Origin of the sequence: Stenotrophomonas sp. 610A2 (assembly GCF_030549615.1) — a bacterium.
In the GTDB taxonomy this organism is placed as follows: Bacteria; Pseudomonadota; Gammaproteobacteria; order Xanthomonadales; family Xanthomonadaceae; genus Stenotrophomonas; species Stenotrophomonas pigmentata.
The window spans coordinates 229,753-249,646 of the sequence record NZ_CP130832.1; the positions used below are offsets into that span (position 1 = coordinate 229,753).

A 19,894-nucleotide genomic window follows, 5' to 3' on the forward strand; every position below is an offset into this window, starting at 1 on the left:
AGTTTTACGGGGCGTTGGGTCGGGATAATGTGATCTGGCGGTAAACTAGAGGCATGGATGTCTCCCACTTGCTCGACGGGCTGAACGCAGCCCAGCGCGAGGCCGTTTCCGCGCCTCTTGGTCACCACCTGATTCTTGCCGGCGCCGGTTCCGGCAAGACGCGCGTGCTTATCCATCGCATCGCCTGGCTCACCGAAGTCTGCGGTGTACCTGCGCACGGCATTTTCGCGGTCACCTTCACCAACAAGGCGGCCGGCGAAATGCGCCACCGCATCGACCTGCAGCTGAGCAAGGGCAGCCGCGGCATGTGGATCGGTACCTTCCACGGCCTGGCCCATCGCCTGCTGCGCCTGCACTGGGCCGATGCCAAGCTGCCCGAAGCCTTCCAGGTGATGGATTCGGACGACCAGCTGCGCATGGTCAAGCGCGTGGTCCAGCAGCTGGAGCTGGACGACAGCAAGTACCCGCCCAAGCAGGTGATGTGGTGGATCAACACGCAGAAGGATGAAGGCCGACGTCCGCAGCACATCCAGCCCGAGCCGCACGACCAGTGGGGCGAAACCCTGCGCCAGGCCTATGCGGCCTACCAGGAGCGCTGTGATCGGGCGGGCCTGGTCGACTTCGCCGAACTGCTGCTGCGCGCGCATGAACTGCTGCGCGACAACCCGGCGCTGCTGGCGCATTACCGCGCCCGCTTCCGCGAGATCCTGGTCGACGAGTTCCAGGACACCAATGCCATCCAGTACGCCTTCGTGCGCGTGCTGGCCGGCGACAGCGCGCATGTATTCGTGGTCGGTGACGATGACCAGGCCATCTACGGCTGGCGCGGTGCCAAGGTCGAGAACGTGCAGCGTTTCCTCAAGGATTTCCCGGGCGCGCAGACCATTCGCCTGGAACAGAACTACCGCTCCACCGCAAATATCCTTGGTGCCGCCAATGCGGTGATCGCGCACAACCCGGACCGCATCGGCAAGCAGCTGTGGACCGACAGCGGCGACGGTGATCCGATCGACCTGTTCGCCGCCTACAACGAGATGGACGAGGCGCGTTACCTGGTCGAGCGTGCGCGGCAGTGGGTGCGTGATGGTGGCAGCTACGGCGATGTCGCCGTGCTCTATCGCAGCAATGCGCAGTCACGGGCCTTCGAAGAAGCGCTGCTCAGCGAGCAGGTGCCATACCGTGTATACGGCGGCATGCGCTTCTTCGAGCGTGCTGAAATCAAGGACGCGTTGGCCTACCTGCGCCTGATGACCAACCGCAACGACGATGCCGCCTTCGAGCGTGCGGTGAATACGCCGACGCGCGGCATCGGCGAGCGTACCCTGGATGAAGTGCGACGCATTGCGCGCCAGCAGGCGCTGCCATTGTGGGAAGCGGCGATGCTGGCCACGCAGGGCACCGATCTGACTTCGCGCGCGAAGAACGCGCTGGCCGGTTTCATCAATCTGGTGCAGCAGATCACCGCCGAAACCGGCGAGATGGATCTGTCCGAGCGTATCGATCACGTGCTGTCGCGTTCGGCGCTGCGTGAGCACTGGGGCAAGGAGAGTCGCAACGCGCTGGATTCGGAATCGCGCACCGACAACCTCGACGAATTGATCTCGGTGGCCTCGCGCTTCGTGCGTCGCGAAGACGATATCGAAGAAGGCGCCGAGGACATGAGCGAGTTGGTTGCGTTCCTCTCCTACGCCTCGCTGGAAGCCGGCGAAGGCCAGGCACAGGCGGGAGAGGAAGGCGTGCAGCTGATGACGTTGCACTCGGCCAAGGGCCTGGAATTCCCGCTGGTGTTCCTGGCCGGCATGGAAGAGGGCCTGTTCCCCAGCGCACGTTCGCTGGAAGAAAGCGGGCGCCTGGAAGAAGAGCGCCGTCTGGCCTATGTCGGCATTACCCGCGCGCGGCAGAAGCTGGTACTCGGCTATGCCGAATCGCGTCGCATCCACGGCCAGGACAACTACAGCCTGCCGTCACGTTTCCTGCGCGAGATCCCGCGCGAGTTGCTCAACGAAGTGCGCCCCAAGGTGCAGGTCTCGCGCCCGGCCTCGCTCGGCGCAAGCCGCACGATGGGTGGTCACGCCAACATCGAGAAGCCGCCGATCAAGCTCGGTGCGCTGGTCAATCACCCGAAGTTCGGCGAAGGCATGGTCACCGATTACGAAGGCAACGGCCAGCACGCGCGCGTGCAGGTCGAGTTCGCTGACGCCGGCAGCAAGTGGCTGGTGATGGCGTATGCGAATTTGACGGTGATCTGATCAAGCGTTGAGCCATGTAGCCCGGGTAAGCGCAGCGCACCCGGGGAATGGTCGGCGTACTAGCCTGTGCGCGAAAGGCTGCCGAGCATGGCTCGGCACTACGGTTGGGTTGCGTGATTCCTCAGCTGCTCCCAGTCCAGATCGAACTTGGCCAGGTACTTGCGCAGGCGGTCGGCGTCGTTGGTGCTGGCGCGCTGGGTGCGGGATACCGCGAACAGCTCGCGGCCGGCGGCTGACAGGCTTTTCGAGCGCAGGCAGACGCGCACCACTTCTTCCAGCTGCACGCGGTCGAAGCGGTCCAGCTGGTTTGCCGCATCGCCGAGCAATGCCTGCAATGGCGATGCATCATCGCCGCCATGCCATTGCGTGCGCAGGCGGTTGATTTCTTCATCGACGCCGTCGGTCTGGATGCGGCCGGCATTGGCCAGCGTCGCCATGCGTACCACGCTGGCACCCAGGTCGCGGAAGTTGCCGCGCCATGCGGCTTCGCTGCTGGTGGCGAAGTTCAGATAGCGGCTGCGCGCTTCGGTATTGAAGCGCACGCGTTCGTGCTGCTCGCGTGACCAGCGCTCCAGTTCAAACTCGAGGTTGGGTTCGATGTCTTCGCTGCGTTCGGCAAGGCCGGGGAGTTGGTAAGTCCACAGGTTCAGGCGTGCCAGCAGGTCCTCGCGGAAGCGGCCTAGTCGTACGTCCTGCTGCAGATCGCGGTTGGTGCCGGCAATCAACTGGAAGTCGCTCTCCACCTCGCGGTCGCTGCCCACTGGCAGGAAGCGCTTCTCTTCCAGTGCGCGCAGCAGCATGGCCTGTTCGTCGGCACCCAGCTCGCCGATCTCGTCGAGGAACAGCAGGCCTTGGTGGGCCGAGCGCAGCAGGCCGGCGCGGTCACTGCTGGCGCCGGTATAGGCGCCCTTGGTGTGGCCGAACAAGGTGCTCATCGCGCCATCGCCACGCAGGGTGGCGCAGTTCACCTCGACGAAGCGACCTGGCAGCTGGTGCTTGAGCTTCTTCAGCTCGAATACGCGCTTGGCCAGCTGGCTCTTGCCGGCACCGGTGGGGCCGGTCAGCAGCATCGGTGCGCGCGAACGCGTGGCTACTTTCTCGATCTGCTCGATCATCCGGTTGAAGGCCGGGTTGCGGGTGGCGATGCCGCTCTTGAGCAGGTCGCGATCCTGCAGCTGCTGTTGGGCGAAGCGCTGGGCGATGTGGTCGTAGCGCGACAGGTCCAGGTCGATCACGGTGTGGCTGCCGGGGTCGCCATTGGCTTGCTTGCGCGGCGGCGAGGTCTGCAGCAGGCGGCCGGGGAAGTGGCGGCTCTCGGTCAGCAGGAACCAACAGATCTGGGTGACGTGGGTGCCGGTGGTGATGTGGACGTAATAGTCCTCCTCGTCCGGCTGGAATGGATAGGCCGCGAGAAAGTCATGCAGGCGTGCGTAGACGCCTTCGAATTCCCAGGGATCGACCAGGTAGGTGTCGTGCAGGCGCAGCTCGGTACCGGGTGATACCAGTGCCAGATCTTCCTGCACCAGTTTGGCCAGCCGGCTGAAGCGGCGCTCGTCCAGCATCAGCTCGATGCGATCGGGCTGGAAGTCTTCATGCATGCCCAGGGCTACGGTGGGCCGCCATTTTTCCCAGCGACCGGGGCCGCTGCCCGAATCGAGCTGGGTGCCGAGCATGCCGAAGATGACCTGCCGCTTGGACATATCCATTCCTATAAAAAGCGCGCTCAAAGTATACGTAAGTTCGCAATGCGGATGCGCGAATCGTCTCCTGGAAATCAAAAATACCTTTGTGAATCAACGAGTTGATCGAGGAACGGAAAAGTTGGCACGGCCATTGCGTTTATAGGGGCAAGACAAGTGGCGGGCAGTTCCCGCCAAGGAGTACGAAATGGCCAACGCAAACCTGTTCGCTTCCTTCCGCGGCGCCCTGCTGCCGAAGGCCACGGTCCGCAACGAAGCCGGTGGATCGGCCTATGCCCGTGACCCGCGTGCGGCCTTGGCTCTGTTCGCCGCCACCGGTTGCTTGAACAGCACCTTCTACGCCAGCGCCGATGCGCAACTGGAGCAGGTGCAGGCGCTGTGCAACGAGGTCGATGCCGGCTTCATTGCCCGCACCGCCGCCTATGCCCACGGCGTGGCGCATATGAAGGACGTGCCGGCGCTGCTGTTGGCAATGCTGAGCGTGCGTGATGGCGAGGCCTTTGCCGCAGCCTTCCCGCATGTGATCGACAACGGCCGCATGCTGCGCACCTTCGTGCAGATCATGCGTAGCGGTCGGGTGGGTCGCCGTTCGCTGGGCTCGTTGCCGAAGCGCCTGCTGCGGCAGTGGCTGGAGCAGGCCTCGCCGAAGGCGATCATCCGTGCTGCGATCGGCAACCAGCCGTCGCTGGCCGATGTGATCCGCATGGTCCATCCCAAGCCGCAGGATGCCGCGCGTGAGGCGCTGTATGCCTGGGTGATCGGGCGGCCCTACGACGAAACCTTGCTGCCGGCAGAGCTGCGTGCCTACGAGGCGTTCAAGCGCGATCCGCGCGGGATGCTGCCGGACCTGCCGTTCCAGTACTACAGCGCGCTGGCATTGGTTGCGACGCAGTGGTCGGTACTGGCACGCAACTCGAGCTGGCAGCAGCTGCGGATGAACTTGAACACCTTTGCCCGTCACGGTGTGTTCGAGGACGAATCCATGGTTGCAGAAGTGGCTGCGAAGCTGCGTGACCCGCAGCAGATCGCCCGCTCGCGGGTGCTGCCTTACCAGCTGCTGATGGCTTACCACGCCGGTGCGGCACTGCCGCGTCCGATCCTGGACGCGCTGCAGGACGCGATGGAAGTGGCGACCGCTTCGGTGCCGGCATTGCAGGGCAACGTAGTTGTGGCGGTGGACGTCTCCGGTTCGATGCAGTGGCCGGTGACCGGCTATCGCAAGGGGGCAAGCTCGGCGGCGCGTTGCGTCGACGTGGCGGCCCTGATCGCGGCCTGCGTGCTCCGCGGTCACCCGCAGGCGCAGGTGCTGCCGTTCGATACCGAGGTGCGTCCGCAGCAGTTGAACCCGCGTGACAGTGTGATGACCTTGGCACGGCAGTTGGCGATCAATGGTGGCGGTACCTCGGTAAGCGCACCGCTGGCCTACCTCAACCGCAAGCGGGCGCAGGTGGATCTGCTGGTGCTGGTGTCGGACAACGAAAGCTGGCGTGACACCCGCGGCCGCCAAGAGACCGCAACCATGCGTGAGTGGGCCGCGCTGAAGGCGCGTTGCCCGCAGGCGCAGCTGGTCTGCATCGATCTGCAACCGGTGGCCAGCAGCCAGACGGTAGAGCGCGAGGACGTGCTGCATATCGGCGGCTTCAGCGATGCGGTGTTCGAGTTGCTGGCCAATGCCAGCCTGCCGCCGGCACAGCGCCCGCGCTGGGTGGAGCGGATCGCGGCAATGGATTTGTAAGGGCGATACGGATGTCGCCGATGTGATGCCCGGCCGGCAATGGGGCCGGCCGGGCCTGGAGACTATTTCATGGGAGAAGGCGGATGCCGGCCTGACTACATTGGTTGTTCATTCCGGTTCGAATCCGGAGAGTCAGTCCAACCCTTGCCGTCTGCTCCCACCCCTCAATGTCGGCATGTGCGAATGCCGATGGAACTACAGCCTTTCACGCTCCAGGTCGCGGGTTCGATTCCCGCCCGATGCCGCAATGCATCGGTAGCTCAGTGGATAGAGCAGGATCGCCGCCTTGCCCTCGTGGCACAGCGGTGAAACGTTCCATCATTCTTGTCGTACTTGCCGGCACCTTTTCATATTACTTCGTGCTTCGGCATGAAAGCGCATCAACGTCGGCATGCACGAATGCCGAAGGAACTACAGCCTCTTAAGCTCCGGGTCGCGGGTTCGAATCCCGCCCGTTGTGGAAACGCAGCGGTAGCTCAGTCAGGTAGAGCAGGATGTTCCTTCAAACCTCGTCGTGCACGCCGGCACCTTTCGTAGATGTTTCATGCGGTGAATGCAGGTGGAACTACATTGGAAGCCCTTCGGGGTCGGGTTCAAGTCCCGGCCGCCTTGCCAGACCTGTTCTGGCATTGCGGACAGTTCCACCCCCTTTGTCACCGCACCTTTGATTTGAAGATGACAGGAAAGCCATCAATGAACGACACCAATTACAACGTGATCCAGGAGCATGGTGCGGCACCGATCAAGCTGTGGACGCGCGGCGTGCCCTTGGAAGACGAGGCCCGTGAGCAGCTGAAGAACATCGCGCGCCTGCCCTTCATCCATCAGTGGGTTGCGGTGATGCCCGACGTGCACCTTGGCAAGGGCGCAACCGTGGGCTCGGTGGTACCGACCATCGGCGCCATCATTCCGGCTGCGGTTGGCGTGGATATCGGCTGCGGCATGATCGCCACCCGCACAACGCTGACCGCCAGCGACCTGCCGGACAATCTGTCGGCCCTGCGCAGCGCGATCGAACGCGCAGTGCCACATGGCCGCAGCGTGACCCGTGGCGGCCGCGACAAGGGCAGCTGGGACACCGCGCCGGAGCTGGCGGTGGAAGGCTGGTCGCAGCTTGCTGCTGACTTCGCCCTGATCTGCGAGCGCCACCCCAAGCTGAAGAACACCAACAACCTCAAGCATCTGGGAACGCTGGGTACCGGCAACCACTTCGTCGAGGTGTGCCTGGATGAAGAGCAGCGCGTGTGGTTCATGCTGCACTCCGGTTCGCGTGGCGTCGGCAATGCCATCGGCACCTACTTCATCGAGCTGGCCAAGCAGGAAATGCGTCGCTGGATGATCAACCTGCCCGACCAGGACCTGGCATACCTGCCGGAAGGCAGCGCGCATTACGGCGACTACGTGTTCGCGGTGGATTGGGCACAGCGTTTCGCCCGCATCAACCGTGAGGTGATGATGCGCAACGTCGTGGCCGCCGCACGTACGGTGATCAGCAAGCCGTTCGAGGCGCAGGCCGAGGCGGTCAACTGCCACCACAACTACGTCAACCGCGAGCACCACTTCGGCAAGGATGTGCTGGTGACACGCAAGGGCGCAGTGAGTGCGCGCAAGGGCGAGATGGGCATCATTCCGGGCAGCATGGGCGCCAAGAGCTTCATCGTGCGCGGGCTGGGCAACGAGGACAGCTTCCACAGCTGCAGCCACGGTGCCGGCCGCGTGATGAGCCGCACCAAGGCGCGCAAGCTGATCAGCGTGGATGACCACATCAAGGCCACCGCGCATGTGGAGTGCCGCAAGGACGCCGAGGTGGTGGATGAGTCACCGGCCGCCTACAAGCCGATCGAGGCGGTGATGGAGGCGCAGCGCGATCTGGTTGAGATCATGCATACCCTGCGTCAGGTGGTATGTGTGAAGGGATAAGGCAAGATGGCGCTCCACTGCGGTGGGGCGCCACAGGAAGGCAAGACAATGGAAATGATCGAGATAGATGGAAGCCAGGGCGGCGGGCAGTTGCTGCGCTCTGCGTTGAGTTTGAGCCTGTGCACCGGGATTGGCTTTGCCATGCAGGACATCCGTGCCAAGCGCTCACGGCCCGGCTTGATGCGCCAGCATTTGACCGCGGTCAACGCTGCGGCGCGGATCAGCAATGCACAGGTGGAAGGCGCAGCCCTGGGCGCGACCACGCTGCGTTTCGTGCCTGGCATCGTGCAGGCTGGCGACTACCACTTCGCCATCGGCAGCGCTGGCTCGGCGACGTTGGTGCTGCAGACAGTGCTGCCCGCGCTATGGCAAGCCTCCGCGGCATCACGTGTGCGCCTGGAAGGCGGTACGCACAACCCGATGGCACCGAGTGCCGACTTCATCAGCAGCTGCTATCTGCCGGCACTGGCGCGCATGGGCGTGCAGGCCGACTTGCAGCTGCATGTACCGGGCTTCCATCCGGCCGGTGGCGGTGTGCTCGAGGCCATGGTGCAACCGTGCCCGCAACTGCAAGCACAGGAATTCAGTGTGCGCGGGCCCTTGCAGGCGCTGGAAGCGCAGGTGCTGGTATCGGGCCTGCCCGCCGCCATCGGCCAGCGTGAGCTGGATGTGCTGGCAAAGCGCTTCGGTGTGGACGCCCATCCGCGCCATGTGCAGGTGGTGCGGCCGGCCTTGGGCCCGGGCAATGTGGTGTCGATGACGGTGTGCCATGACCAGCACGTGGAACATTTCGACAGCCATGGCGAGCGCGGGCTGGCTGCAGAAGGCGTGGCCGGGCGGCTGGCCGATACCGTTCAGGCCTACCTGGATGGCGGTGCCTGCGTGGGCGAGCACCTGTCCGACCAGTTGCTGTTGCCGATGGCACTGGCCGGCGGCGGCCGCTTCACCACCGGCACGCTCAGCGACCACCTGCGCAGCAATGCGCGGCTGATCGAGAAGTTCCTGCCGGTGGAATTCGACTGGCAGCAGCGCGGACCACACTGGGAGGTATGGGTCAGCGCCTGATCGGCCCGGTTTGATCTTGCGCAAGGCATGGGGGCAACATCGGGTGTGCAATGGTGTCACCACCACCCTTTCCTGCAAGGAGAACTGCCATGTACAAGCGCATCCTGATCGCCACCGACGGTTCCGAGCTTTCCGCCAAGGGCCTGGCCAAAGGCTTGGAGCTGGCCGCCCAGCTGGGCGCGCATGCCGACATCGTCACGGTTTCCGAGCCGTGGGCGGTGGGCATGTATGACGCCATGGGCTGGAGTGCCGGTTACGAGGCCAGCCCGGAGTACAAGAAGGACCGCGAGGAAGCCGCGCAGAAGATCCTGCAGCCGGCGCTGGCAGCCGCACACGCGGCCGATGTGGCCGATGTGCAGACCCACCACGTGCTGGACCGCTACGCCGCCGACGGCATCATCGACACCGCCAAGGCCTGCAACAGCGACCTGGTGGTGATGACCTCGCATGGTCGCCGTGGCGTCACCCGGGTACTGCTGGGCAGCCAGACCTCCGAAGTGCTGGCCCGCAGCACGGTACCGGTGCTGGTGATCCGCTGAGGCCTTGAGCTCCCTCCCTTTTGCCGCAGGCAGAGGGGAGGGTTGGGGAGGGGGGCTTGTTGCTGTGCCCCCAAAGAAACCAGAAGCCAGAATCAGCAAAGCCCTCAAGCGAGGGCTTTGTCGGAGCAGGTTAAAGGGCCGGCTGCCATTCACGCTTGGCTGCCAAAAGCACCCCTCCCCAACCCTCCCCTCCGTGCTGCGCACGCAAGGGAGGGAGCCCGGATCACCAGCTATACAGCTTCCAGTACACCGGCTTGGTGCCGTCCTTGTCGCTGTCCATGCGGCCGTCGCCGTCGCGGTCGTACATGTAGAACGGTGCGCCGCGCGACGGGGTCACCTTGACCATGCGCAGGGTGCCGCCGACCCGGTATTCCTCGATGGTGTCGCCGTTGTCCATCGACTTGCGCGTGATATCCGCACCTTTGACATCTACCGGAGGCGCGCCGCCGCCGAGGGAGGCGCAGCCGGCCAGGGCCAGCAGGGGAATCAGCAGCAGGGATTTCATGGGGTCGCTTCCTTCGGTGGGAATGGTTCGATTATGCCTGTCCACATGCAGCAACGGTCCGCCGCGTAGAATCAGCGCATGAGCAGATTAGTCCTTATAGACGGTTCCAGTTACCTGTACCGCGCGTTCCACGCGCTCCCGCCACTGACCAATGCCAATGGCGAGCCGACCGGCGCGCTGTTCGGCGTGGTCAACATGCTGCGCTCCACGCTGAAAGAGAAGCCCGAGTACGTCGCCTTCGTGGTCGATGCGCCGGGCAAGACCTTCCGCGACGACATGTATGCCGACTACAAGGCCAATCGCCCGCCGATGCCCGATGACCTGCGTTCGCAGGTGCAGCCGATGTGCGACATCGTGCAGGCGCTGGGTATCGACATCCTGCGCGTAGACGGCGTCGAAGCTGATGACGTGATCGGCACGCTGGCGCTGGCCGCTGCCGCGGATGGACTGGAAGTCACCATCTCCACCGGCGACAAGGATTTCGCCCAGCTGGTGCGCCCTGGCGTGGTGCTGGTCAACACCATGACCGGCAGCCGTACCGATTCGGACGCGGCGGTGATCGACAAGTTCGGCGTGCGCGCCGATCAGATCATCGATTACCTCGCGCTGATGGGCGACACCGTCGACAACGTTCCGGGCGTGGAGAAATGCGGCCCCAAGACCGCTGCCAAGTGGCTGGCCGAGTACAACGATCTGGACGGCGTGATTGCTGCCGCCCCGGGCATGAAGGGCAAGATCGGTGAGAACCTGCGCGCCGCACTTCCGCGCCTGCCCTTGAACCGCGATCTGGTCACCATCCGCACCGACGTGCCGCTGGAACAGGGACCGCGCGACCTGCAGCTGCGCGAGCAGGACGTGGAGTCGCTGCGTGGCCTGTACGCGCGCTACGGCTTCACCCAGGCGCTGCGCGAGCTGGGCGGTGTGGCCGCACCAGACGTCGCTGCCGACAGCAAGCCCAGCCTGCGCGGCACCGCCGCCGGCTATGCCAAGGCCGCCGACAGTGAGCCGGTTGCTGGTTTGGATCCGGCGATGGCGGCCAAGGGCGAATACGAAACGGTATTCACCAGTGAGCAGTTGCAGGCCTGGGTGGAACGCCTGCAGGCCGCCGACGAATTCGCCTTCGATACCGAAACCGATGCGCTGGATGCAATGCGCGCCAACCTGGTCGGCATCAGTCTGGCGGTAGAGGTCGGCAAGGGCGCCTATATCCCGGTAGGCCACATCTATCCGGGTGCGCCGGCACAGCTGCCGATGCAGCAGGTGCTGGATGCGCTCAAGCCGCTGCTGGAAGACGCCGGCAAGAAAAAGCTCGGTCAGCACGGCAAGTACGACATCCATGTGCTGCGCCGCCACGGCATCGAGGTGCAGGGCTATGCCGATGACACCATGCTGGAAAGCTTCGTGCTCAATTCCACGGCGACCCGCCATGACATGGACTCGCTGGCGCAGCGCTACCTCGGTTACACCACCACCAAGTTCGAGGACGTGGCCGGCAAGGGTGCCAAGCAGATCTCCTTCGCCCAGGTAGGCATCGACGAGGCCGGTGCCTACGCCGCCGAAGACGCCGATATCACCTTGCGCCTGCATCGCGTTCTGGGCCCGCAGCTGGCAGCGGTGCCATCGCTGCAGAGCGTGTACCGCGATATCGAAATGCCGCTGGTGCCGGTGCTTGCGCGCATCGAAGCCAATGGCGTCCGCATCGATGCGGCCGAACTGAAACGGCAGAGCAATGATCTGTCCGCACGCATGCTGGCCGCGCAGCAGAAGGCCACCGAGCTGGCTGGCCACACTTTCAACCTGGATTCGCCCAAGCAGCTGCAGGCGGTGTTGTTCGACGAGCTTGGTTTGCCCGCGCTGGTGAAAACGCCCAAGGGCCAGCCCAGCACCAACGAAGAAGCGCTGGAGGCGATTGCCGAGCAGCACGAGTTGCCGCGCGTCATCCTCGAATACCGCGGCCTGACCAAGCTGCGCAGCACCTATACCGACAAGCTGCCGGAGATGGTCAACCCGGATACCGGCCGCGTGCACACCAGCTATCACCAGTCGGGTGCAGCGACCGGACGCTTGTCATCTTCTGATCCCAACCTGCAGAACATCCCAGTGCGTACCGAGGATGGCCGTCGCATCCGCCAGGCTTTTGTCGCACCGCCGGGGCGCAAGCTGATGGCCTGCGATTACTCGCAGATCGAGCTGCGGATCATGGCCCACCTGTCGGAAGACCCGGGTCTGGTGCGTGCGTTCGAACAGGGCGCCGATGTGCACCGAGCCACTGCTGCCGAAGTATTCGGGCGCGCGCTGGACGAGGTGACGCCGAACGAACGCCGCGCAGCCAAGGCGATCAATTTCGGCCTGATGTACGGCATGAGCGCGTTTGGCCTGGCCAAGAACCTGGGCATTGATCGCGGCCAGGCGCAGGATTACGTGGCGCTGTATTTCAGCCGCTATCCGGCGGTGCGTGACTTCATGGAGCGCATGCGCGTGCAGGCGCGCGAGCAGGGCTATGTGGAAACCCTGTTCGGTCGTCGCCTGTACTTGAACGACATCAACGCCCGCAACCAGGGCCTGCGTGCCGGCGCCGAGCGTGCCGCCATCAATGCACCGATGCAGGGCACCGCGGCGGACATCATCAAGCGCGCGATGGTCAGCGTGGACGCGTGGCTGCAGGAGCATAGCGACAAGGCCAGGATGATCCTGCAGGTGCACGATGAACTGGTGTTCGAGGCAGATGACGCATTCATTGACACCTTGCGTGCCGAAGTCGAGCAACGCATGGCATCCGCCGCGAGTCTGCGTGTGCCGCTGGTAGTTGACACCGGAATCGGGGAAAACTGGGATCAGGCACACTGAATTTCTATTTTCTTAACCAGAAAGTATTAGTAAATGAGACAATGCGTCGCGTTACATCGCATTTAATAAATGCCAGCGATATTGAGCTGATGAATCTGTCCTTAATTCTTTTGAAAGAGCGACAGAATCTTCACGATCCATCAAGGTTGGGAATGCTCATATAGTCCGCGACAGACGCAACGTCTGTCGCGGATCTCTCCCATCCCCTGGAGCAGATCTCGGAGCGGGGATTCCTCCCCAAATGCCCGCTCCCCGGCCCCGTCGACCCCCCCCTGGTCGGCGGGGCTTCTTTTTTGTAGCAAATGAAACTATTTCCGCCGCGCTTGTTGCCGGCGAGTTTCTCGCACCATCTTTATCCGCGTTGGCCGACGATGGCGCCATCGAGTGGTGGAGGGGAATCATGTCCGACCTGTTCGCACTGGCGATGCCGTGGTGGGAGTTCATCCTGCGCGCGGTGATTGTCTATGTCGTGGTGCTGGTGATGGTGCGGGTTGCGGGCAAGCGCACGTTGGGGCAGTTCACCCCGTTCGACATGTTGTTGCTGGTGCTGTTGGGCAATGCCGTGCAGAACGCCTTGCTGGGGCCGGACACCTCGTTGGGTGGTGGCCTGTTGCTGGCAGCCACGTTGATCGCGCTGAACTACATCGTAGGCTGGATCACCACCCGCAGCGCGTTGATGGAACAGGTGATCGAGGGCGAGCCGGTGGTGTTGGCACGCCATGGCCATGTGCTGCAGAAAGTGTTGCAGCGCGAGCTGGTCAGCAAGGCGGATTTCGCCAAGGCGATGCGCGATGCAGGTTGCGATCAGGTCGATGAAGTAGATCTGGCGCTGCTGGAAACCAACGGCCACATCACCATCATTCTCAAGAAAGACAAGATGTAGTGCCGAGCCATGCTCGGCAGAGGCGTTACCAGGAAACCAAACTTGTGGGAGCGGCGTAAACCGCGAAACTCGTGGTCGATCCGATTGCAGGCTTTGCTGCAGCTTCATTGCTGTCGGTTTCGCGGCTTACGCCGCTCCCACAAATCTGTCGGGTCTCAGGTAAAGCCCCTTGCCGAGCATGGCTCGGCACTACAGGTCAGGCGTCCAGCCAATCGCGCGGGACCAGGTATTCGGCCAGGCGTGCTTCGTCGCTGCCGGTGTCGGGGCTGTAGCCGTACTCCCAGCGCACGCGCGGTGGCAGGCTCATCAGGATGCTCTCGCTGCGGCCGCCGCTCTGCAGGCCGAACAGGGTGCCGCGGTCGTAGACCAGGTTGAACTCGACGTAGCGGCCGCGGCGGTACAGCTGGAACTCGCGCTCGCGTTCGCCATACGGCGTGTCCTTGCGGCGTTCGACGATGGGCAGGTAGGCATCGAGGAAGCCGTCACCAACCGCCTGCAGGTAGGCGAAGTCGGTTTCGAAGTCAGCGTGCAGGTCGTCGAAGAACAGGCCGCCCACGCCGCGCGTTTCATTGCGGTGCTTGAGGAAGAAATATTCATCGCACCAGCGCTTGTGCGCGGCGTAGCGCTCTTCTCCGTAAGGCGCGCATAGCTCGCGGGCAACCGTGTGCCAGTGCTGCACGTCTTCGTCGAAGGGATAGAAGGGGGTCAGGTCGAAGCCACCGCCGAACCAGGCAGCCACCGTCTTGCCGTCCAGTTCGGCCTGGAAGTAGCGCACGTTGGCGTGCGTGGTCGGCAGGTAGGGGTTGCTGGGGTGGAACACCAGCGACACGCCACAGGCGCGCCAGGACGCGCCTGTGAGCTCCGGGCGGTTGGCGGAGGCGGAAGGGGGCAGGCGGGTGCCGGCGACGTCGGAGAAGCCGATGCCGGCCTGCTCGAACACCGCGCCATCGCGCAGGATGCGGGTGCGGCCACCGCCGCCCTCGGCGCGCTGCCAGCGGTCTTCGATGAAACGGGCCTGGCCGTCGGCCTGCTCGATGGCGGCGCAGATGCGGTCCTGCAGGCCGGTCAGATAATCGCGTACGCGGTCGAATTCGTTCATGCGCGTACTGTAGCGCAGGCCGCTGCCGCGGCCTGCGCCTTGGTGCTTATTTGCGCAGCGACTTGCCCTTGCTGGGGGCCGCCGGTGCTTCGGCTTCGTCTTCGTTGTCGAGGTCTCCGGCGGCACGCATCAGCTGTGCGCCCAGGCCGGCCATTGCCCAGTTGGTGGTCTCGTAGACATCGCAGGCCACATGGGTGCCCTTGCCGTCGCGCTTGCCGATGGACAGCAGCTTGCCGGGAATATCTTCGTCGGCGGTGTTCTCGTAGACGCTGCGCAGGTTCTCGCAGCCAACGCGGACGCCGGCCTGGCACAGCTTCTGGTAAGCCGGGGCGGCGGCCTGCCAGTCGCCGGCCAGCGCATTGCGGTGGCCGAGCGTGTTGCAGCCCTGCAGCTTGCCGCTGTCGCAGCAGGCCTGCGGGTCGCTGCCCAACGGGCAGTCCTGCGGCAGCGGCAGTTCGACGAATACCTTCGGCGCGCTGCATTGCGTGCTGCCGCCGGTGCGCTGGTAGACGGCGTAGCGATTCCATTCGTCGACGCCAAGCAGGCCACCATTGCGCAGCGGCTTGAGCACGAAGTCGCCGCCCTTGTCGTGGCGGATATGGATGGCACCATCCTGCAGACGTGCGCGCATCTCACTGCCCATGCCTACAGTGACCAGGCCATCGTTGCCGAAACCCAGTTCGTCCATCAGCCCGGTGCTGGCCTTGTAGTCGCCGCAGGGCAGGGCGCTGGCCTGCTCTGCATCCAGATCGGCGGCGCTCAGTGCGGCCAGGCTTTGGGCACGTTGGCAGGTGATTTCATCGGCGCCGGACTTGCAGGCCAGCTGCAGGGCTTCCCGTGCGGGGAAGTAACGCGAAGCATCCCAATGCGCGTCGGCAACCTTGCCGCAGAAGCCTGCGTCCGGATGGCTGCGGCACAGCTGCAGCAGCTCGTTCAAGCGTGGCTCGGGCAGGATCACCGTGCTGCTGCTCAAGGCGCCGGCCAGCGCCTTGGCCATGGCGATGCCGAGCACTTCCTTGGCCGCTGCCAGACAGGCGGCTTCGTTGTACTGCGGATTGCCCTCCTTGCAGACTGCAGGCTCTTCCAGGTCCGGATCAGGCAATGCTGCCTGTTGTGCGTCCTGGGCTTCAACGCGGTAGCTGGACAGCAGGCGCTCGCAGGCGAAGGGCAGGTCTTCCCGGCACCACTGGCTCAACTGCTGCGGCGTCGCCGTACGGGCGTTCTCGACGCAGCTGTCGATATCGGCACGGCAGCTGTTCGCGGCCGGCGCGGGCGAGGTCTTGCAGCTGTTGCTTGAATCAAGCACGTAGCCGCCCAGGCTGCCGGTGATGCGCTTGCCATCGCGGCTGAGGCTGTACTCGGTGCTGAAACCATTGGAGACATCGGCGGCGTGCAGCGTGTTGCCCTGCTGGCGGATCACGTACTTTGTGGGTGCCAGACCCTGGTAGCGCATCGTGGCCTGGCTGCTGCTTTCAACCACAAAGCGTGCCGAACCCTCTTCGGCGGTATAGCTGCCGCAGCTCAAGGTGGCGGCAGCCGCTGGCAGCACAGTCAGCGCCAGCAGGCCGCTGGCAACGGCGCACAGAAATCGTGGGACAGACATGGATACTCCGGGGGATTCAGCGAAACAGGGCGCGCACGTCTGGGCGACGCAGCTTGATCACCAACCATCCGTGCAGCACGGCCAGGGCCAGTGCGGCGGCGGCGCCGGTGATCAGCGAGGTCCACAGGCCGACACGCAGTTGCACGCGCATCTCCAGGCCCTGTGGTGAATTGAGGAAGTCTGCAGGCACCATCGCCTGCATGCTTTCGAACATGCCGTGGATCAGCGGCAGGAAGGCGAAGTTGGCCACCGCCACCAGCACCAGGAAGACGATGAAGCCGATCCGGCCCCATTCGCGGTGCCTGAGCAAGGCCCATGACACCGCAAGGAACGCGATCGAGAGCAGCAGGCCGAGCACGCTGAGCGAGAGTGCGTGCTTGCCGAGCCAGATCACACCGGCCGGCACCGGCAAACCCTCGCTCTGCATCGCTGCGATGATGTCCAGGCGGCCCATCAGTGCTACCACCAGTAGTTGCAGCAGGCTCCAGACAATAGCCAGCGCCGCCATCACCAACGACAGTTTGGCGGTAACTGCGATGAACGAGGCCGCGGCGGAGGGCGTGGCCGTAGAGGTCGGGAATTGAGGCTGGTTCACAATGGCTCGTTGCGCGTTTGAGGGTGGGCCATTGCCGATGTCAGTCGGCTTTCGCGGCGGGGAACAGCGCGGCATACGCTGCGGGCAGTACATGCAATGCGCTCAGCGGTGCCAGTTTCACGCCATGCGGTGCCTGCAACGGGATCCATGCCAGTTCGGCAATTTCTGCCTGTACCTGCGGCATGCCGGTGATGCTTACCAGGAAGGATTCGCCTTGTACGCGGCGGCCGGGTTCGTTGACGGCGACGTCTTCGAAGCTGCCCAGTGCAACTGCGTTGCTGCTGTCGACGTGTACGCCGAGTTCTTCGTGCAGCTCACGTGCCAGGGTCTGCAGCGCGTCTTCGCCTGGCTCGCGCTTGCCACCGGGCTGGATGAAGGTATCCGAGCCATGTTTACGCACGACCAGCACGCGTTGCTGCGGATCGAGGATGACGGCGGTGACGATGCGGATGGGGTTTTCAGTGGCTGACATGTGCTTCCAGCGGGTAGGGCTCCGTGTGGGAATGGTACTGGAGGCTTGGGTGGTGATGTGGTTCTGCGTAGGCAAGGGGAAAAGCAAAAGCACCCCTCCCCAACCCTCCCCTGCGCTTTGCGCAAGGGAGGGGGCGGTCTTCAAACAACAAGGGCGCCTTACGGCGCCCTTGTTGATGCTTACTTCAGTTCCTGCTCGAACAACTTGAGGATGCGCTTGTACTGGTCCAGCCAGGAATCGGCACGCGTATAGCCGTGGCGTTCCAGCGGGTAGGGTGCGATCGACCAGTTGTCCTTGTGCAGCTCGATCAGCTTCTGCGTCATGTTGACCGAGTCCTGGAAGAACACGTTGTCATCCATCATGCCGTGCGCGATCAGCAGGTTGTCCTGCAGGCCTTCGGCATATTCGATCGGCGAGGAGATGCGGTAGGCCTCCGGATCGATGTCCGGGGTGTTGAGGATGTTGGCGGTGTAAGCGTGGTTGTACTGGTGCCAGTCACCCACCGGGCGCAGTGCGGCACCGGCCTTGAAGGTGCCCGGCGAGCGGAACAGCGCCATGTAGGTCATGAAGCCGCCGTACGAGCCGCCGTAGATGCCGGCGCGGGCGCGGTCACCCTGCTTGGTCTCGACCAGCCAGTCCAGGCCGTCCAGATAGTCCTCCAGCTCCGGGTGGCCCATGTTGCGGTAGATGGCGGTACGCCAGTTGCGGCCATAGCCCTCGCTGCCGCGGTAGTCCATGTCGAGCACGATGTAACCCTTCTGCACCAGCAGGTTGTGGAACATCTGCTCGCGGAAGTAGTTGGAATAACGCGCATGCACGTTCTGCAGGTAACCGGCGCCGTGCACGAACATGGCGATCGGGTACTGCTTGCCCGGCTCGAGCTTTTCCGGGCCGTAGTACTTGGCCCAGACGTGGCCGGCGCCGTGCTTGGACGGCACCTGCACCATCTGCGGCTGCACCCACTCGCGGGCCTTGAACTCGGCGCTGCGGGTATCGGTGAGCTTGCGTGCTTCGCCGCCGCTGACCGGCAGCACGGCGACCTGGGCCGGCAGATACGGCGCGGAATAGCGCACCAGCAACTGCTGGCCATCCGGCGACAGGCTGAAATCTTCAACACCATCGAGCGCGGTCACTTCGCGCACGGCACCGCCGTTGGCGTTGACGTTGCAGACCTCGTAATCGCCCGGCCACTTCTGGTTGCAGACGAAGTAGAAGCTGTTGCCGTCGGCACTGACCACCGGCGCCGAGGTTTCCCAGTTGCCGGAGGTGATGGCCTTGGGCTTGCTGCTACCGGTCTGCGTGTACAGGTGCGAATAGCCGGATTCCTCGGACAGCAGCCACAGGGTGCGGCCGTCCGGCATCCAGCCGTAATCGTTGAAGCCCCAGTTGATCCAGCCGCCGTCAGTCAGCCGGTGGCGGCTTTCCAGGCGCGCGCTGGTTGCGCTGGTGGTGGCGATCCAGCGGTCCTTGTTGTCGTTGGCACGCAGCATCAGCGCGGCCTGGCTGCCGTCGGCATTCCAGCGGATGCCGCCGCCCATGAAGTCGCTCATCAATTCGAGCGGACGGTTGCCCTTCAGCGCGTCCTTGCCGGCCTTGCGGCGCAGCTCGGCCAGCGGATCGGTGGCGATGCCGGGCAGGTTGTCCAGCGACAGCGGCTCGACCTTGCCGGTGGCGGCATCGGCCAACCAGAACGCATGCGGTTCGGGATTGTTGCGGCCGACGCGGGTGCGGGTGTCTTCGGCTTCTTCGTAGCCGGACTCGGTGACGTACAGCGGCATCTTGCCGCCGCGGCCTTCCTCGTAACCCTTGGGCTTGGTGACCACGATCAGGTGGCGGGCATCGGGCGACAGCGCGCTGTCGACGATCTCGACATCGGCGCCAAGGAAGATCGGTGCCGGTGCGCGGGTCGGGTCGGCCTGGCGCCAACGCTCGCCCTGCTCGCGCAGCTCTTCGCGCTGGGCGCGATCAGTGCGCAGGGTGGACAGGGTGCGCATCTGCTGGTCGCGCAGTACGTCGGCCTTGGGCGCGTCGGCCGGGTTCTTGTCGGCCTTGAGCTGGGCGACCTGGCTGGTGATGTTGTTGCGCGGATTCCAGTGGAACCAGTTGTTGCCCACTTCCCAGATCACGCCGCCATCGCTGGCGAAATTGACGCCGCTGGCGCGTTCATTGCTGCGGGTCAGCTGGGTCAGCGTGCCGTTGCGCAGGTCGCGCACGAACACGTCGCCATTGCGGACGAAGGCCATGCGCTGGCGGCTGCTGTCATAGACGCGGTCGGCGGCATCGAGGGTGCCGCGCTGGTCATCGGCGACCTGCTGGCCGACGCCGCCACTCACCGGCAGGCGGAAACTGTCGCGCACTGCGCTGCCCTGGCGCTTGAGCGTGTATTCGACCTGCTGGCCGTTCCACGACCACCAGGCCGATTCCACCGGCGGCCCGATCCAGTCCGGGTTGGCCATTGCCTGCTCGATGGTGATCGGCGTGGGCGCGGCATGGGCGTTGCCGAAAGCGGTCAACAACAGCAGGGACAGGGGCAGCAGCTTGGGCATCATTCGGCACCGGTGAAAGGGAACCGAACAAGGGTAGCAGCCACCAACTGCGCGGGGCTGGGCCACAGGTCATGGAGGCGGGGTTCGGCGGCTGAGCTGCCGGAATCGGCAATGTTTTGCGCCCTCCCGTTGGCGC

Annotated in this window: 14 protein-coding genes; 7 read left to right on the forward strand and 7 right to left on the reverse strand. The window is 64.3% G+C overall.

Annotation, left to right across the window (positions count from 1 at the left end; all coding sequences use genetic code 11):
* The first annotated feature begins 53 nt into the window (after positions 1–53).
* Positions 54–2,249, forward strand: coding sequence for a DNA helicase II (gene uvrD / locus Q5Z11_RS00860; protein WP_303748276.1), 2,196 nt, complete (start codon positions 54–56; stop codon positions 2,247–2,249).
* A 98-nt stretch (positions 2,250–2,347) separates the two neighbouring features.
* Here uvrD and rtcR read toward each other — a convergent pair whose 3' ends face one another.
* Positions 2,348–3,949: an RNA repair transcriptional activator RtcR gene (gene rtcR, locus Q5Z11_RS00865; protein ID WP_303748277.1), complete on the reverse strand. Its 1,602-nt coding sequence runs from the start codon at positions 3,947–3,949 to the stop codon at positions 2,348–2,350.
* A gap of 187 nt (positions 3,950–4,136) precedes the next feature.
* Between rtcR and Q5Z11_RS00870 the strand changes: the two genes are divergently transcribed.
* The 4 genes from Q5Z11_RS00870 to Q5Z11_RS00885 all read left to right on the forward strand — a co-directional run bounded on the left by Q5Z11_RS00870 (position 4,137) and on the right by Q5Z11_RS00885 (position 9,208).
* Positions 4,137–5,684 (forward strand): vWA domain-containing protein, encoded by a 1,548-nt coding sequence (locus Q5Z11_RS00870; protein ID WP_303748278.1) that lies wholly within the window; start codon positions 4,137–4,139, stop codon positions 5,682–5,684.
* A 693-nt stretch (positions 5,685–6,377) separates the two neighbouring features.
* The gene (locus tag Q5Z11_RS00875; RefSeq protein WP_303748279.1) at positions 6,378–7,604 is read left to right on the forward strand and encodes an RtcB family protein; all 1,227 of its coding nucleotides are present in this window, start codon (positions 6,378–6,380) and stop codon (positions 7,602–7,604) included.
* 6 nt (positions 7,605–7,610) lie between these two features.
* Positions 7,611–8,669 (forward strand): RNA 3'-terminal phosphate cyclase, encoded by a 1,059-nt coding sequence (gene rtcA, locus Q5Z11_RS00880; protein ID WP_303748280.1) that lies wholly within the window; start codon positions 7,611–7,613, stop codon positions 8,667–8,669.
* Positions 8,670–8,758: 89 nt separating this feature from the next.
* Positions 8,759–9,208, forward strand: a complete 450-nt coding sequence (locus tag Q5Z11_RS00885) for a universal stress protein (RefSeq protein ID WP_282270134.1) — start codon at positions 8,759–8,761, stop codon at positions 9,206–9,208.
* 223 nt (positions 9,209–9,431) lie between these two features.
* Here the strand turns inward: Q5Z11_RS00885 and Q5Z11_RS00890 are convergent, their stop codons facing one another.
* On the reverse strand, positions 9,432–9,713 hold the full coding sequence (locus tag Q5Z11_RS00890; RefSeq protein WP_303748281.1) for a DUF2782 domain-containing protein: 282 nt from the start codon (positions 9,711–9,713) through the stop codon (positions 9,432–9,434).
* A gap of 78 nt (positions 9,714–9,791) precedes the next feature.
* On the opposite strand from Q5Z11_RS00890, the gene polA reads away from it, so the two are divergent.
* Complete coding sequence (gene polA / locus Q5Z11_RS00895; protein ID WP_303748282.1) at positions 9,792–12,560, forward strand: DNA polymerase I; 2,769 nt, start codon at positions 9,792–9,794, stop codon at positions 12,558–12,560.
* Between the two features lie 400 nt (positions 12,561–12,960).
* A complete protein-coding gene (locus Q5Z11_RS00900) occupies positions 12,961–13,443 on the forward strand; it encodes a DUF421 domain-containing protein (protein WP_303748283.1) in 483 nt (160 codons plus the stop codon).
* A gap of 196 nt (positions 13,444–13,639) precedes the next feature.
* Here Q5Z11_RS00900 and hemF read toward each other — a convergent pair whose 3' ends face one another.
* The 5 genes from hemF to Q5Z11_RS00925 all read right to left on the reverse strand — a co-directional run bounded on the left by hemF (position 13,640) and on the right by Q5Z11_RS00925 (position 19,758).
* The gene (gene hemF / locus Q5Z11_RS00905; RefSeq protein ID WP_303748284.1) at positions 13,640–14,542 is read right to left on the reverse strand and encodes an oxygen-dependent coproporphyrinogen oxidase; all 903 of its coding nucleotides are present in this window, start codon (positions 14,540–14,542) and stop codon (positions 13,640–13,642) included.
* A 46-nt stretch (positions 14,543–14,588) separates the two neighbouring features.
* Entirely contained in the window at positions 14,589–16,145 is a 1,557-nt protein-coding gene (locus Q5Z11_RS00910) for a hypothetical protein (RefSeq protein ID WP_303748285.1), read from the reverse strand.
* A 16-nt stretch (positions 16,146–16,161) separates the two neighbouring features.
* Entirely contained in the window at positions 16,162–16,740 is a 579-nt protein-coding gene (locus Q5Z11_RS00915) for a hypothetical protein (protein ID WP_303748286.1), read from the reverse strand.
* A gap of 40 nt (positions 16,741–16,780) precedes the next feature.
* Positions 16,781–17,212, reverse strand: a complete 432-nt coding sequence (locus Q5Z11_RS00920) for an NUDIX hydrolase (RefSeq protein WP_303748287.1) — start codon at positions 17,210–17,212, stop codon at positions 16,781–16,783.
* Positions 17,213–17,391: 179 nt separating this feature from the next.
* Complete coding sequence (locus Q5Z11_RS00925; RefSeq protein ID WP_303748288.1) at positions 17,392–19,758, reverse strand: S9 family peptidase; 2,367 nt, start codon at positions 19,756–19,758, stop codon at positions 17,392–17,394.
* Positions 19,759–19,894: the final 136 nt, after the last annotated feature.

What these genes read in the sequence shown, in the direction of transcription:
- polA (WP_303748282.1), top strand. Translation starts at nt 9,792, where the DNA reads ATGAGCAGATTAGTCCTTATAGACGGTTCCAGTTACCTGTACCGCGCG.
- hemF (WP_303748284.1), bottom strand. Translation starts at nt 14,542, where the DNA reads ATGAACGAATTCGACCGCGTACGCGATTATCTGACCGGCCTGCAGGAC.
- Q5Z11_RS00920 (WP_303748287.1), bottom strand. Translation starts at nt 17,212, where the DNA reads ATGTCAGCCACTGAAAACCCCATCCGCATCGTCACCGCCGTCATCCTC.
- Q5Z11_RS00890 (WP_303748281.1), bottom strand. Translation starts at nt 9,713, where the DNA reads ATGAAATCCCTGCTGCTGATTCCCCTGCTGGCCCTGGCCGGCTGCGCC.
- rtcR (WP_303748277.1), bottom strand. Translation starts at nt 3,949, where the DNA reads ATGTCCAAGCGGCAGGTCATCTTCGGCATGCTCGGCACCCAGCTCGAT.
- Q5Z11_RS00870 (WP_303748278.1), top strand. Translation starts at nt 4,137, where the DNA reads ATGGCCAACGCAAACCTGTTCGCTTCCTTCCGCGGCGCCCTGCTGCCG.
- Q5Z11_RS00910 (WP_303748285.1), bottom strand. Translation starts at nt 16,145, where the DNA reads ATGTCTGTCCCACGATTTCTGTGCGCCGTTGCCAGCGGCCTGCTGGCG.
- Q5Z11_RS00900 (WP_303748283.1), top strand. Translation starts at nt 12,961, where the DNA reads ATGTCCGACCTGTTCGCACTGGCGATGCCGTGGTGGGAGTTCATCCTG.
- uvrD (WP_303748276.1), top strand. Translation starts at nt 54, where the DNA reads ATGGATGTCTCCCACTTGCTCGACGGGCTGAACGCAGCCCAGCGCGAG.
- Q5Z11_RS00875 (WP_303748279.1), top strand. Translation starts at nt 6,378, where the DNA reads ATGAACGACACCAATTACAACGTGATCCAGGAGCATGGTGCGGCACCG.
- rtcA (WP_303748280.1), top strand. Translation starts at nt 7,611, where the DNA reads ATGGCGCTCCACTGCGGTGGGGCGCCACAGGAAGGCAAGACAATGGAA.
- Q5Z11_RS00925 (WP_303748288.1), bottom strand. Translation starts at nt 19,758, where the DNA reads ATGCCCAAGCTGCTGCCCCTGTCCCTGCTGTTGTTGACCGCTTTCGGC.
- Q5Z11_RS00885 (WP_282270134.1), top strand. Translation starts at nt 8,759, where the DNA reads ATGTACAAGCGCATCCTGATCGCCACCGACGGTTCCGAGCTTTCCGCC.